This window comes from Clostridium fermenticellae (assembly GCF_003600355.1).
In the GTDB taxonomy this organism is placed as follows: Bacteria; Bacillota; Clostridia; order Clostridiales; family Clostridiaceae; genus Clostridium_AV; species Clostridium_AV fermenticellae.
This window is the reverse complement of record NZ_CP032416.1, coordinates 2,763,859-2,778,042: the sequence shown is the minus strand read 5'-3', so window position 1 is coordinate 2,778,042 and position 14,184 is coordinate 2,763,859. Positions and strand designations below refer to the sequence as shown.

Genomic DNA, 14,184 nt, shown 5'->3' with positions numbered 1-14,184 from the left:
AAATGGACAAAGTATGATAAAATTATAAGAGATGTAAGAAATAAATATAAGATTAGGATTTAATTTCAACTTTGTTTATATTCAAGTAATAAAATTTAGAGTATATCGAAATTTTTTCTGTTTGGGAGGGGTTGAATTGTATAGTTATAGGGAAGAAAATAGTAATTGTATTTTGAATATCGACGGATTTTTAGACAGCGTAAATCACGATGTTAGAAGTTCAATAAATAGTATGATGGATGCTATAGATTTAATTCTTATGGATAATATAAATACTGCTCAAAAGCAAAATCTTAACTTGATAAAATCAAATACTCGCAATTTACTTAATTTATTAAATAAGACAATAGACTTTTTTAAAATACAGTTTTTCAATATAAATATTGAAAATATTACATTCGATTTCAAAGATTTCGTAAATGATATAATAAAATTGTCCGATAAAGAAATTAGTGATAATGATATCAAGTTTAAAACGTATGTAGATCAAAACATACCAGGTCAATTAATCGGAGATGTTTATAGATTGAAACAAATAGTAAGATCTATAATAGTAAATGTAATAAAGTTTTCAAAACATGGGATAATATCATTTACAGTAGAGATTATATCAAGTAATCAAAAACAAATAAATTTAAGATTTAAAATTAAAAGTACCAGTATATATTTGTGTGAAAATGATATATATAATCTATGCAGGAAGTTTTCTAATAGTAATTCTATTATTGAGACTTACATAGTAAAGGAAATTATAGAATTAATGGGTGGTAGAATTCAAATAATTGATGGAGATAAGATCGGTACATCATTTCAATTTGATCTTACATTTGAAGTTGGCAAGGAATCACATCTTGTTGACAGTGGTAATGAAAACTTATGTAAAGTGGGAAATGACTCGAAATTTGCGTTAAAAAATAGTGACATATATGAAGATATATTTTTTTTAACTCCGCTATAGACTATCAGATTTTAAGGGAGGGATAATTTTGTATGCAATAATAGATAGATTTGAAGGAAAATATGCTGTCTTAAATCTCAAAGATGGCAGTACTATGAATATATGTAAAAAAAAATTCCTGATGGTGCTAAGGAAGGTGATGTATTATCTATAAATGAAAAAATAGAAATAAATATTAAAAAAACAGATGAAAGAAATGTTAAGATTAAAAAGTTAACAAATGATATCTGGAATGATTAAAATGAAAATGGTTGTATAGTTATACTATATGCCCATTTTATTTTTATTATATAATAAGTATAAATTTATTAATATTTTGACACTTAATATAACGAATTTTACATGACAAAAATTTAAAAATATTCGTATTTTATATTGATTTATTTATTTGGTTTTGATACCATAAGGTAGGAGGGATAAACCTTGAAAAAAAGTTATGATATTATTATAGTTGGGGCAGGACCAGCAGGGATATTTACAGCTTTGGAGACTGCAAAACTTAACCCTGATTTCAGTATTCTTATAATAGATAAGGGCAGAAATATAGAGGACAGAAAATGTCCAGCTAGAGCTACTGGAAGGTGTGTTAACTGTAAACCTTGTGGTATAACATTTGGTTGGTCTGGTGCAGGAGCATTTTCGGATGGAAAATTGTCCTTAAGCCCTGAAGTAGGCGGAAGAATACTTGAATATATGTCAGAAGATAAAGCAAAAAGCCTAATTAAGTACTGTGATGATATATACTTGAAATTTGGAGCAAATAAGACTGTATATGGTTTGAATAATGAAAATATAGATAATATAAAATATGAAGCAAGCAAACATAATATAAGATTAATAGAATGTCCGGTAAGGCATCTGGGGACAGAGCTTGCTTACAATGTTTTGAGAAAGATGTATTATCATCTAATTAATGAAACTAATACTGATTTTATTGAACTGACAGAGGTAGAAGATATAATTATATCAAATGGAAAAGTTAGTGGAGTTGTACTCATAAATTCAGATGGCAAGGTTACCGTGAATTGTAGGTATTTGGTTGCTGCACCTGGAAGAGGCGGAGCTGAATGGCTTGCAAATGAAGCAAAAAAGTTGAATGTTAAAACTACAAATAATGCGGTGGATATAGGTGTCAGGGTCGAGGTGCCAAACTCCATAATGGATCACCTTACTAAATATCTATATGAAGCTAAGTTAATATATTATTCAGATACATTTGATAATAAAGTTAGAACTTTCTGCATGAATCCAGGAGGAGTAGTGTCAGAAGAGCATTATGATGGCTCGATAGCAGTGGTAAACGGTCATAGCTATTCGGAAAAAGAATTGCGGACAGAAAATACTAATTTTGCTATGCTTGTATCAACTACATTTACAGAACCCTTTAATAAGCCGATTACTTATGGAAAGTATATTGCAGAACTTGGAAATATGCTTACGGGTGGCGGAATAATGGTTCAAAGACTTGGTGACCTTTTAAATGGAAGAAGAACTGACTATTCAAGACTTAAAAAGTCCACAACAATACCAACCCTTAAATCAGCTGTACCAGGTGATTTGAGTTTTGTATTACCGCAGAGACATTTGACTTCAATAGTAGAGGCATTAAAAGCATTTGATAAAGTAGCACCAGGGCTTTACAGTAAAAATACACTGTTATATGGAGTTGAGGTCAAGTTTTATTCAAGCAAATTTGAAACAAATAAAAATTTCAGAACATCAATAGAAAATTTATATACCATAGGGGATGGAGCTGGTATAACAAGAGGACTTATGCAGGCATCTGTAACGGGTGTGGTTGTTGCCAGAGACATTATGAATAGATAGATAATTTTATACCTATGTGAAATGAGGAGGAACTTTTATGTCAGCATTTATTGTATTAGGAGCACAGTGGGGAGACGAAGGAAAAGGTAAGATGACAGATTACCTTGCTGAAAGTGCAGAGGTAGTTGTTAGATTTCAAGGTGGAAACAATGCAGGTCATACTGTTGAAGTTGAAGATAAACAATATAAACTCCATTTGATACCATCAGGCATACTTTATGGAGATAAGTTAAATATAATAGGAAACGGTGTAGTACTTGATCCTAAATCTCTTTTTGAGGAAATAGATTATCTCGAAGATCTTGGTGTTAAAGTTACTCCAGATAATTTAATGATAAGTGACAGAGCACAAGTTGTAATGCCGTATCATAGAATATTAGATGGTGTAAAAGAAAAATCAAGAGGCAAAAATGATATTGGTACAACTGGAAAAGGAATAGGACCTTGTTATACTGATAAAGCCGAAAGAAGTGGTATAAGAGTTTGTGATCTAATGCACACGGATGTTTTTAAAGAGAAGCTTCAAAAAAATATAGAGATTAAAAATGATATAATAACTAAGGTTTATGGAGGAAATACTTTAGATTTTAATGCTGTATACAATGAATATCTTGGGTATTCTAAGAAATTGAAACCTTTTGTAAAAGATATATCAGTAGAAGTGTTCAACGATATAAAAAGTGGTAAAAAAGTATTATTTGAAGGTGCACAGGGAACTTTTCTTGATATAGATTATGGAACTTATCCATATGTAACTTCGTCAAATACAATTGCAGGAGGAGTATGTACTGGAGCCGGAGTAGGTCCTACAATGATAACAAATATAGTTGGGATAGCTAAAGCATATACTACAAGAGTAGGCAAAGGACCATTTCCTACTGAATTATTTGATAAAACTGGTGACTGGATAAGAGAAAAAGGTCATGAATATGGAGTCACAACTGGTAGGGCAAGAAGGTGTGGATGGCTTGATCTTGTTATATTAAAAACGTCAGCTAGGGTTTCTGGCCTTACAAGCTTTGCGGTAACTAAAATAGATACTTTGGCTGGACTTGAAAAGGTAAAAATATGTGTAGGGTATAAAATGGGTTCAAAGGTAATAGATTATGTACCTGCAAGTCTAGAAGATCTTGCTGAATGTGAACCCATATATGAAGAACTTGATGGATGGGATGAAAGTATAGAAAATTCAAGAAGTTATGATGAACTTCCTGAGAATGCGAAGTTATATTTAAAGAGGATAGAAGAGCTTACCCATACAAAAGTATCAATAGTTTCTGTTGGTCCAAAGAGAGATCAAACGATTAGAGTTAGTGAAATATAGCAGAGATATAATATAAATATTGAACCGTCTGATATACATTAAAATCAGACGGTTATTTTAATATATGTTTTAAAATCAATTGATATGTTTTATTAAATTGTAGTATAGTATATTTATTATTACTATAGAAATGGAGGTTGATCTTATATGGAAAATAAAAAAGTCGTTAGTAATGATACTAAAAAGATGCAAGTAATTACTGAGAAAGAATACAATGTACATTACTATGAAGTGGATTATAAAAAGAAACTTTTAATAACGGGCCTTATGAACTTTTTTAGTGATGTTGCAGTACAGCAGTCTGAAAATTTGGGAATAGGGCTTGAATATCTAAAGGAAAATAATGTGGCGTGGGTAATCTATAAATGGGATATATATTTAAAAAGATATCCTATGTTTAATGAAAAGGTGAGAGTTAGAACAATGCCATATTCCCTTAGGAAATTTTATGCGTATAGGACTTTTGAAATGATAGATGAAAAGGGGGATGTCATTGCAGAGGCTAACTCTCTATGGTTTTTTATAGACATTAAAAATAGGAAAAGTATAAGAATTTTAGATAAAATGTATGATGCATATGGCATAGATAGAAGTAACAATAAGGCCTTAAATATGGAAAAAATAAAATCGCCTGAACGAATAGATTATGAGGAGAATTTTAATATAAGATATACAGACATAGATACTAATCGTCATGTGAATAATGTAAAATATGTTGACTGGGCAATAGAAACGATTCCAGTTGACATTGTGGATAATTATGAATTGAAAAGTATAAGCATAATCTACGAAAAGGAAATAACTTATGGAGAACATATAAAGGTTGTAACTCAAATAGAAGAAAATAATAATGATATTACATGCATACATGAAGTTAGAAACTCTGATAAAAAGGGAGTTGCAAAACTAAAAACTGTATGGATTAAAAATTAAAATGCTGCTTTATTATTTTGCAGCACTTTTTCCAGCAGTAAAGCCTGAACTCCATGCCCATTGAAGGTTAAACCCGCCGCAGTCGCCATCTACGTCCATCACTTCCCCCGCAAAAAATAAATTTTTAATTATTTTAGATTCAAGTGTTACTGGATTTATTTCACTTGTGTTTACGCCGCCTGCAGTGACTTGCGAATTTTTAAATGCATTTGTTCCAGAAACCGTAAATTGCCAGTTTTTAAGTAGTTCGATTATTTTTTGTTTTTCCATCCAGCCAAGTTCAAAACAGGGTTTATGTATATCTTTTATGGATGCTTCTTTTAATAAAATTGGTATTATCTTTTTGTTTATTATTCCTATAAAAGAATCAAAGACGCTTCTGTAACTGAAAATACCCCAGTGATTTTCTAAGGATTCTTTTAATACTGAACTGTGTGTGTTAGGCATCATATCTATACATAATTTTACGGATTTATTTTTATAAAGTGCACAGGAAGCTGTTCGGCTTAATTGTAATATAGGTGGTCCGGAAATTCCATAGTCAGTGAAAAGTATCTCTCCAAAATCTTTTTTAAGAGGTTCTCCATTGACAAATATCTGCGCATTACCATTGAATTTTACACCAGATAGGGCTTTTAAATTTTTATATGCCAATTTTAGCTGCACTAGGGCCGGCAGAGGATGAATTATACTATGACCTAACTTCTGTGCCAAGGTAAATCCGGATCCATCAGAACCAGTGTTTGAAGCTGATTTTCCACCACAGCATAAAATTATTTTATTGCATGAAAATAATTTATTACTATTCGTCTCAATTTTAAATCCATTTAAAGTTGTGGCTATATTTTTTACCTTATTATTTAAGTATACAGGTATACTTCGGTCTTCTAAAGCCATTCTCAGTATATCAAGAACAGAAGAAGCCTGGAGTGATAATGGGTACATTTTCTTATTGTCTGCTAGCGATATAGGAAGTCCTAAGTTCATAAAGAAATCCTCAGTATCAGACAAAGAAAAATTTTCAAGGGAGTATTTAGGAAAATTTTTGCTTTCACAGTGATATCTGTCAAGAGATATATCACTGTTTGTTATATTGCATCTGCCATTGCCAGTCATTAGTATTTTATTACCTATTCTCTGTGATCCCTCAATTATAGCCACATCTTTTCCCATATCCTTTGAGATGATTGCTGACATTATACCAGAAGCTCCACCACCTAGTATTAATATGTCATGAAACATGTTAACACGACCTCTACTTAGAATTACTATAAAAATTTTGTCTAAATTTAAATAGTGACATTTTATATTATATCACATTTGTGTAATACTATATTTATAAGTAGAGGAAATCAGCTATAGTCATTGAATTATAAGGTAATAACTGGGGTGAATTAAATTTGTATTGAAAAAAATTTAAAAAAAGTGTTGACACTTTAGATAATATTTTGTATTATAGTGTATGTCAGGTCGCTGAGAGAAACACCTGATTAGAGAGATAAGGCCCCTTGGTCAAGCGGTTAAGACACCACCCTTTCACGGTGGTATCATGGGTTCAAATCCCGTAGGGGTCACCATTAATGCATGGGCGCATAGCTCAGCTGGGAGAGCATCTGCCTTACAAGCAGAGGGTCACAGGTTCGAGCCCTGTTGTGCCCACCATGCATCAAAAAAAGTGTGGCCTAGTGGCTCAGCTGGTTAGAGTGCCGGCCTGTCACGCCGGAGGTCGAGGGTTCGATCCCCTTCTAGGTCGCCATATTTTTGCTGGCATAGCTCAGTTGGTAGAGCAACTGACTTGTAATCAGTAGGTCGAGGGTTCGAGGCCTTCTGCCAGCACCATTTAATATTTTAAACAAGGCCCCTTGGTCAAGCGGTTAAGACACCACCCTTTCACGGTGGTATCATGGGTTCAAATCCCGTAGGGGTCACCATTAATGTGTGGGCGCATAGCTCAGCTGGGAGAGCATCTGCCTTACAAGCAGAGGGTCACAGGTTCGAGCCCTGTTGTGCCCACCATGCATCAAAAAAAGTGTGGCCTAGTGGCTCAGCTGGTTAGAGTGCCGGCCTGTCACGCCGGAGGTCGAGGGTTCGATCCCCTTCTAGGTCGCCATATTTTTTTGCTGGCATAGCTCAGTTGGTAGAGCAACTGACTTGTAATCAGTAGGTCGAGGGTTCGAGGCCTTCTGCCAGCACCAAAAAAAGACGTTGTATTTTGTACAATGTCTTTTTTATTGATTTCTTTTATTATGGATATTCTTTTTTATCCGTATATCTTCTCCATAAAATTTATGTAGTGTAAATTCTCCTAAAAGTCTTGAAGATATTCTTTCTGAATAATTTTTTAATAGAGTTTCCAAACTACAATTGGTTGATATAAGCATTTTTTTCTGTTTTAACAATTTTGTATTTAAAAAATTAAATAGTTCTGTTTTTGAAAAATCGGTTATTTGCTCTGAACCTAGATCATCAACAATAAGTAAATCGCAATTTAATATTAAATCTTCAAGTTCTTTATCATTGTTGAATCGTATAGATTTTAGATCCTGAAGCAAAATTTCTGAGGTTCTATAAACTACCAAATATCCTTTATCTAATAGTTCTTTTGCTATACAGATTGATAAGAACGTTTTTCCAGTACCTGAATTTCCAAAAAACATTATATTTTCATTTGAATCTCGAAAATTTTCTATATATGACCAGCAATTTGATACTATTTCCTGCATGTTTTTTCTGGGACTTTTATATTCATTATCATTTCTTTGGGCAGAAAACAGTTCAAAGCTAAATTTATCAAAATTATTTTTAGTGAGCAAATTTTTCAGGTCTGAGTTTTCATAGTATAATTTTACGAGTTTTTGTTTATAGCAGTCACATTTTTTTATACCTATAAAGCCAGTATCATTACATTTTGAACATTTGTAATGCATATCTAAAAAATCTATTGGATAACCATTACTCACTAAAAGCTCAGATTTTTTTATTCTTAAATTTGTTGTTTTTTCTCTCAGTAACTTTAAGTAATCTTTATTATCCACTGTATTGTTTAAAGCACTCATAGAGAGATTTAAACACAGTTTGCTTATCTGCTTTTCAATATCAAATATTTGAGGAATCTTTTGTTTTATAAGGTCTCTTCTTTCATGAAGAGATTTTTTTTCAAAGTTACGTATATCCTCATATATTTTAGATACCTCTAATTGATATTTTTTAATCATTATTTATCCCACCCTAGTAGTTTTTTCTCTAAGTCGTTAAAATTATAATTTCTTTGTTCAAAATTATTAAAGGTTCCTGAACTATTTTTTATATGCTTGAACTTTGGATTATTTTTGCTAAAATTTTTTCTTCTGTCTTTTTTATCAACATCTTCTAATGTTTTAATTCCTTCATTATACCAGTTTACAAGTATTGCATCTATATATTTAAAATCAGCCTTATTTATTCTTTCAAAGCATATTTCGCAGGCTTTAAATATGATATCTAAAGAGAAATTAAAGGATTCTATCCACTTATTTAGCATATTCTCTTGGGGTTTCATTATATTTGTATCCTTTATTCCAAGGTAGTTTAATACCTTTTTTATTTTAATCCATTTATCTTCATTTTTCTTTATAAAATTTTGCGCATCAGCTACACTTTTTATTTTGGAATCGTACCATGAGATTGCTATTTTTTCTATGTACCTATAATCATTTTTGCCTTTTGAGACACAATATTGAATAAGCAATAATATGATTTCTGGTGAAAAGTTAAAATCTTTTAACCAACTTATATACATAGTCATTTCTTTAGAAGAAAGTGGTCTTGATAATAATTTTTCTATATCTTGAAGCATGTCTTTTGTAGAATTTTTATTTAATTCTTCTAAAAGATTTATATTATCATCTTCTTTTGGAGTTTCATCTAAATCAAGAAATTCAACATTATAGTTTCCCATATTGTCTATTGGAATAAGTTTAACTACATTTTCATCATTCCAATAATTCCATGCATTTATTACGTCCGTCTCTAAGAGATGAAGATTAGTAGCAATAATTTCAGCACTCACACCAAGTTCACCTGAGATACAATATTTTAAACCTAATATATATACTTTTACAAATTCCCCACGAGCTTTTGGCATAAATTTGTCTATAAATATATTGCTTAGAGGAGTATAATGTGATTTTTTAGTTTTAAATACGAAAGTACTCATATATTATTCCACCTTTGAAATCATTAATAATTGAAATCTTCCTAATAAGTAATTATAACAAATTAAAAAATTTATAACAATCAAAATGAAATTGGATAATTTGCCATTTGTGTTATTTATCAAGTATAATTATTATATATCTTTTTATGAAATATATTGCTAAACTTCATAAAAATGTTATACTTGTTTCAATTTAAGTAATAATAATGTGTATATAGATTTATTGCAAATTGGCTATTAGAGATGCTGTATTTCTGGTATAATTAATATGTGGATTTTTGCACTTTAAGTATTCGTTGACACTAATTTGTTTTTAATATATACTTTGACTATCAAACTATTTGATAGTCAAAAATTACATAAAGGGGACGATTAAATGAAATTACCTTCATTAGTTATAGGAGATATTACAGCTAAGGTACCTATTATTCAAGGAGGCATGGGAGTAGGAATATCCGGATGGAAACTATCTTCTGCCGTATCAAATGAAGGAGGCATAGGTGTAATATCTGGAGTTCAGATAGGATATAGAGAACCGGATTTTGAAACTAATACTGTAGAAGCTAATAAAAGGGCTTTAAGAAAAGAAATAAGGAAAGCAAGAGAATTGAGTCCAAATGGTATACTTGGTGTAAATTTGATGGTTGCCGTAAGTGATTATAAGGAATTAATAGAAGTTTGTATAGAAGAAAAAGTAGATATAATAATATCTGGAGCTGGGCTTCCGCTTAGACTTCCTGAGTTTACCGAGAATAGTTCTATAAAAATAGCGCCAATAGTTTCATCGGGAAAAGCAGCAAGAATTATTACTAAACAATGGATAAGGAAACATTTAAGGTTACCTGATTTAGTTGTTGTTGAAGGACCTGAAGCTGGTGGACATTTGGGTTTTAGTAAAGAAGAGTTACTTGAAGGTAAAATTGTGCTTGAAGATATAGTAAAAGATGTTATAGATGTTATGAAGCCATTTGAAAAGGAATATAATAAAAAAATTCCTGTTGTAGCCGCAGGTGGAATTTATACAGGCGAAGATATTGCACGATTTTTAAAGCTTGGAGCTTCTGGAGTACAGATGGCTACAAGGTTTGTAGCAACAGAAGAGTGCGATGCAAATATAAATTTTAAAAAAGCTTATGTGAATTCTACAAAAAAAGGAATATCAATAATACAAAGTCCTGTAGGTATGCCTGGAAGGGCAATAAGAAATGACTTTATAGATAAGATGGAATCGAAAAGATTGGCACCTATTAAGTGTTATAATTGTCTTAAGAAGTGTGACCCTAAAACAGCTCCTTATTGTATTACAAAAGCTTTAATAAATGCAGTTAATGGAGAAATTGAGGATGCACTTATATTTACTGGAAGTTCCTCATATAGAATAGATAGGATTGTTACTGTTAAAGAACTTATGCAAGAACTAATACTACAAGCTGAAAAGAGCTTAGAAGATCTTAACTAGGCTTTAAATTCAGGAGTGATCAATGAATTGAGCAAATCTATACATATTTTAAACGAACTTTTAGTTAATACTTTTAATGATATATTGGGAATAGAACAAAAAACTCTTAAATCGGGATTATTTAAGGATTTATCTGTTAATGAAATTCATACAATTGAGGCTATAGGTATGGATAAGCCAAAAAGTATGAGTCAGGTAGCATCCCAATTATATATAACACTTGGAACCTTGACAACAGCTATAAACCATCTCGAGAAAAAAGGATATGCAGAAAGAAACAGGAGTCAAAAAGATAGAAGAGTAGTTTATATAAAGTTAACTCAGAAGGGTATGCTTGCTTATAAGATTCATCAAGAGTTTCACTCTGATATGATTAATGCTACCATAGAAGGTATAACGGAAGAAGAAGAGAAGGTATTAATTAAGTCTTTGGAAAAATTAAACCGATTTTTTAAGTTGAAGCATGATCTAAGAAATAATTCAAAGGAGAATGGTGATGAATAGTGTTAGAATAATAGGTACAGGTAGTTATGTACCTCCTAAAATTGTTAGTAATGATGATTTATCGTGTGTTGTGGAAACTAATGATGAATGGATAAAGAGTAGAACAGGTATAAGGGAAAGAAGGATATCAGAGGGAGAAAACACATCCAGTATGGCATCCAAAGCTGCTTTAAATGCTTTAAAAGCTGCTAATGTAAAACCAGAGGAAATAGATATCATTATAGTTGCTACAGCTACACCTGATAATTTTATTCCATCGACAGCATGTGTTGTACAGGATAAAATAGGTGCAGTTAATGCAACTTGTTTTGATATATCTGCAGCTTGTTCTGGATTCGTATATGGATTAAATATTGCCTCTCAATTTATAAGAACAGGATATTCAAAGACTATATTGGTTATAGGAGCTGAGACTTTATCCAAAATATTAGATTGGTCGGATAGAAGTACATGTATATTATTTGGAGATGGAGCTGGAGCTGCTGTAGTTACTGTTTCAGATCGAAATAAGATATTATCTTTATATAGTGGGTCTGTTGGTAGTAAAGGCCGTTTTTTAGTGTCTAAGGCGGTACCTGTAGAAAACCTATATGTTGAATCTAACACGAATGATAATCATAAGACTACTATGGATGGAAGAGAAATATTTAAGTTTGGAGTAAAAACAATAATAAATGGAGTTAAAAAATTACTTGAGGATGCTGGATGCACTGAAAAAGATATAAAATATATAGTTCCACATCAGGCTAATTGTAGAATAATAGAATTCGCAGCCAGGGAACTTGGAATAGATAAAAATAAGTTTTATTTGAACCTGGATAGATATGGTAATACTTCCGCTGCCAGTATAGGAATAGCATTAGATGAAATTGTAAGAAAGCATTTAATAGAGCAAGGAGATAAAATACTCTTAATAGGCTTTGGCGGCGGACTTACATATGGTGGTATGGTAATTGAGTGGTAAACTTCTTATGAATAAAAATGAATATAAGAAGATCTATAAAGTAGGAAGATTAGTGGAATATAGAGTGCACTATCAAAAGGAATATAGGAGGAATGACTATGATTAATTCTAAATTTGCCGAGATGCTTGGTATAAAGTATCCTATTATCCAAGGAGGAATGGCATGGATTGCAGACAGTTCTTTAGCAGCTGCTGTATCTAATGCAGGAGGTCTTGGAATCATTACGGGTAATGCACCTGTAGATTGGGTAAGACAAGAAATAAGAAAAGCAAAAAAACTTACGGATAAACCATTTGGAGTAAATATAATGCTTCTTTCTGAAACAGCAGAAACCATTGCTAAGATGGCATGTGAAGAAGGAGTAAAGGTAGTGACAACAGGTGCAGGGAATCCAGGAAAGTATATAGATATGTGGAAGAAACATTCCATAAGGGTTATACCGGTTGTTGCATCGGTTGCACTTGCTAAGAGAATGCAGAGATCAGGTGTGGATGCAGTAATTGCTGAAGGATGTGAATCAGGAGGACATATAGGTGAACTTACAACGATGACTTTAGTACCCCAGGTAGTAGATGCTGTAGATATACCAGTAGTTGCTGCAGGTGGTATTGGAGATGGAAGAGGAGCAGCAGCAGCATTTATGCTTGGGGCTCAAGGAATACAGCTAGGTACAAGATTTCTTGTTGCAAATGAATGTACAGTTCATGGAAAATATAAAGAAAGAGTTTTAAAAGCCAAGGATATAGATACAGTAGTCACTGGAACGGGAACAGGTCATCCTGTACGTGTGCTTAGAAATAGACTTACTAGACAGTTTAAGCTTTTAGAAAAAGATGGGGCATCTATAGAAAAGCTAGAGGAACTGGGAAGAGGTGCACTTTCAAGGGCTGCCCGTGACGGAGACATTGACAATGGATCTGTTATGGCTGGACAGATAGCAGGACTTGTACATAAAGAACAAAGTTGTGATGAAATAGTAAGAGAAATATTTTCAGAAGTTGAGGATGATTTAAATAGAATGGAAAGTATGATAAAAAAGTAATAATATATAAATACAAGATATAGGTGGGATGTTTATGGGTAAGATAGCTTTTTTATTTCCTGGTCAGGGAGCACAATATGTTGGAATGGGCAAAGAATTATATGATAATATTGATGTTTGTAAAAATATATTTGATAAGGCAGATGAGGCTTTAAATTTTTCCATAAGTAAGATGTGCTTTGATGGACCTAAAAGTGCATTGGATATTACTGAAAATACCCAACCGGCAGTTTTAACTATGAGTATAGCGGTTCTAAAAGCACTTTTACAAAAGGGGATCAAGGCTGATATTACAGCTGGACTAAGTTTAGGTGAATATTCGGCACTTGTTGCAAGTGGGGTGTTAGATTTTAAAGAGGCAGTACAGCTTGTCAAAAAAAGAGGTAAGTACATGCAAGAGGCTGTACCAGTTGGAATTGGTGCTATGGCTGCAATTATAGGACTAGATGAAGAGACATTAAGAATGGTATGTGAAAAATGCAGCTCTTACGGTATAGTTGAAATAGCAAATCTAAATTGTCCTGGTCAGATAGCAATTGCTGGAGAAGAAAAAGCAGTTGAGCTTGCATGTGAAAAGGCAAAGGAAAATGGAGCACGTAAAACAGTAAAACTTTCAGTAAGTGGCCCTTTTCATACTTCAATGCTAAGACCTGCTGCAGATAAACTTGAAAAAGAGCTTCAAAATATACAACTTCAAAAATTTAATATTCCGGTTATTACAAACGTAACTGGTGAAATTATAAATAGTATTGATGATGTAAAACCATATCTTAAAAAGCAGGTTATGAGTACTGTATTGTTTGAAAAGACTATAAGAAATATGATAGATATGGGTATTGATACATTTGTTGAAGTAGGGCCAGGAAAGGCATTGAGTGGATTTGTAAAAAGAGTAGATAGAAAGCTTACGATTTTGAATATACAAGACTTGAGTACACTCGAAGGTGCAATAGAAAAACTCAAATAGAATGGGGAGA

Annotated in this window: 14 protein-coding genes and 8 tRNA genes; 19 read left to right on the top strand and 3 right to left on the bottom strand. The window is 32.2% G+C overall.

Annotated features, from left to right (window positions below; genetic code table 11):
- Positions 1 to 136 precede the first annotated feature (136 nt).
- From D4Z93_RS12870 to D4Z93_RS12845, 6 genes are all read left to right on the top strand, one after another.
- Positions 137 to 958 carry a sensor histidine kinase gene (locus D4Z93_RS12870; RefSeq protein WP_119974083.1) on the top strand — a complete coding sequence of 274 codons (822 nt, stop codon included), beginning with the start codon at positions 137 to 139 and terminating at the stop codon, positions 956 to 958.
- A gap of 28 nt (positions 959 to 986) precedes the next feature.
- Positions 987 to 1,112 (top strand): DUF3006 domain-containing protein, encoded by a 126-nt coding sequence (locus tag D4Z93_RS12865; protein ID WP_119974082.1) that lies wholly within the window; start codon positions 987 to 989, stop codon positions 1,110 to 1,112.
- Positions 1,073 to 1,198 carry a DUF3006 family protein gene (locus tag D4Z93_RS13705; protein WP_119974361.1) on the top strand — a complete coding sequence of 42 codons (126 nt, stop codon included), beginning with the start codon at positions 1,073 to 1,075 and terminating at the stop codon, positions 1,196 to 1,198. The genes D4Z93_RS12865 and D4Z93_RS13705 overlap by 40 nt, the downstream gene beginning before the upstream one ends.
- A 183-nt stretch (positions 1,199 to 1,381) precedes the next feature.
- Entirely contained in the window at positions 1,382 to 2,785 is a 1,404-nt protein-coding gene (locus tag D4Z93_RS12855) for an NAD(P)/FAD-dependent oxidoreductase (RefSeq protein WP_119974080.1), read from the top strand.
- A gap of 37 nt (positions 2,786 to 2,822) precedes the next feature.
- On the top strand, positions 2,823 to 4,109 hold the full coding sequence (locus D4Z93_RS12850; protein WP_119974078.1) for an adenylosuccinate synthase: 1,287 nt from the start codon (positions 2,823 to 2,825) through the stop codon (positions 4,107 to 4,109).
- Between the two features lie 147 nt (positions 4,110 to 4,256).
- Positions 4,257 to 5,042, top strand: a complete 786-nt coding sequence (locus D4Z93_RS12845; protein WP_423243034.1) for an acyl-[acyl-carrier-protein] thioesterase — start codon at positions 4,257 to 4,259, stop codon at positions 5,040 to 5,042.
- 12 nt (positions 5,043 to 5,054) lie between these two features.
- Here the strand turns inward: D4Z93_RS12845 and D4Z93_RS12840 are convergent, their stop codons facing one another.
- Positions 5,055 to 6,284, bottom strand: a complete 1,230-nt coding sequence (locus D4Z93_RS12840; RefSeq protein ID WP_119974077.1) for a BaiN/RdsA family NAD(P)/FAD-dependent oxidoreductase — start codon at positions 6,282 to 6,284, stop codon at positions 5,055 to 5,057.
- 260 nt (positions 6,285 to 6,544) lie between these two features.
- Here D4Z93_RS12840 and D4Z93_RS12835 point away from each other — a divergent pair.
- The 8 genes from D4Z93_RS12835 (at position 6,545) to D4Z93_RS12800 (ending at position 7,237) form a co-directional block, all read left to right on the top strand.
- Positions 6,545 to 6,619, top strand: a tRNA-Glu gene (locus D4Z93_RS12835).
- A gap of 9 nt (positions 6,620 to 6,628) precedes the next feature.
- Positions 6,629 to 6,704 (top strand) — tRNA-Val (locus D4Z93_RS12830).
- Positions 6,705 to 6,721: 17 nt separating this feature from the next.
- Positions 6,722 to 6,798 (top strand) — tRNA-Asp (locus D4Z93_RS12825).
- A gap of 7 nt (positions 6,799 to 6,805) precedes the next feature.
- Positions 6,806 to 6,881 (top strand) — tRNA-Thr (locus D4Z93_RS12820).
- 17 nt (positions 6,882 to 6,898) lie between these two features.
- Positions 6,899 to 6,973: transfer RNA gene (locus D4Z93_RS12815), tRNA-Glu, on the top strand.
- Positions 6,974 to 6,982: 9 nt separating this feature from the next.
- Positions 6,983 to 7,058: transfer RNA gene (locus D4Z93_RS12810), tRNA-Val, on the top strand.
- Between the two features lie 17 nt (positions 7,059 to 7,075).
- A tRNA-Asp gene (locus tag D4Z93_RS12805) sits at positions 7,076 to 7,152 on the top strand.
- A 9-nt stretch (positions 7,153 to 7,161) separates the two neighbouring features.
- Positions 7,162 to 7,237 (top strand) — tRNA-Thr (locus D4Z93_RS12800).
- Positions 7,238 to 7,270: 33 nt separating this feature from the next.
- Here D4Z93_RS12800 and D4Z93_RS12795 read toward each other — a convergent pair.
- Both D4Z93_RS12795 and D4Z93_RS12790 read right to left on the bottom strand, forming a co-directional pair.
- Positions 7,271 to 8,257: an ATP-binding protein gene (locus D4Z93_RS12795; protein WP_119974075.1), complete on the bottom strand. Its 987-nt coding sequence runs from the start codon at positions 8,255 to 8,257 to the stop codon at positions 7,271 to 7,273.
- Entirely contained in the window at positions 8,257 to 9,237 is a 981-nt protein-coding gene (locus tag D4Z93_RS12790) for a DnaD domain protein (protein ID WP_119974073.1), read from the bottom strand. The genes D4Z93_RS12795 and D4Z93_RS12790 overlap by 1 nt, the downstream gene beginning before the upstream one ends.
- Positions 9,238 to 9,613: 376 nt before the next feature.
- Here D4Z93_RS12790 and D4Z93_RS12785 point away from each other — a divergent pair, with 376 nt between their 5' ends.
- From D4Z93_RS12785 to fabD, 5 genes are all read left to right on the top strand, one after another.
- Positions 9,614 to 10,696: an NAD(P)H-dependent flavin oxidoreductase gene (locus D4Z93_RS12785; protein ID WP_119974072.1), complete on the top strand. Its 1,083-nt coding sequence runs from the start codon at positions 9,614 to 9,616 to the stop codon at positions 10,694 to 10,696.
- A gap of 27 nt (positions 10,697 to 10,723) precedes the next feature.
- Complete coding sequence (locus tag D4Z93_RS12780; protein WP_119974070.1) at positions 10,724 to 11,200, top strand: MarR family winged helix-turn-helix transcriptional regulator; 477 nt, start codon at positions 10,724 to 10,726, stop codon at positions 11,198 to 11,200.
- A complete protein-coding gene (locus D4Z93_RS12775) occupies positions 11,193 to 12,164 on the top strand; it encodes a beta-ketoacyl-ACP synthase III (protein WP_119974068.1) in 972 nt (323 codons plus the stop codon). The genes D4Z93_RS12780 and D4Z93_RS12775 overlap by 8 nt, the downstream gene beginning before the upstream one ends.
- Positions 12,165 to 12,262: 98 nt before the next feature.
- Positions 12,263 to 13,207: an enoyl-[acyl-carrier-protein] reductase FabK gene (gene fabK, locus D4Z93_RS12770; RefSeq protein WP_119974066.1), complete on the top strand. Its 945-nt coding sequence runs from the start codon at positions 12,263 to 12,265 to the stop codon at positions 13,205 to 13,207.
- A 34-nt stretch (positions 13,208 to 13,241) separates the two neighbouring features.
- Positions 13,242 to 14,174, top strand: a complete 933-nt coding sequence (gene fabD / locus D4Z93_RS12765; protein ID WP_119974065.1) for an ACP S-malonyltransferase — start codon at positions 13,242 to 13,244, stop codon at positions 14,172 to 14,174.
- The last annotated feature ends 10 nt before the right edge of the window (positions 14,175 to 14,184 follow it).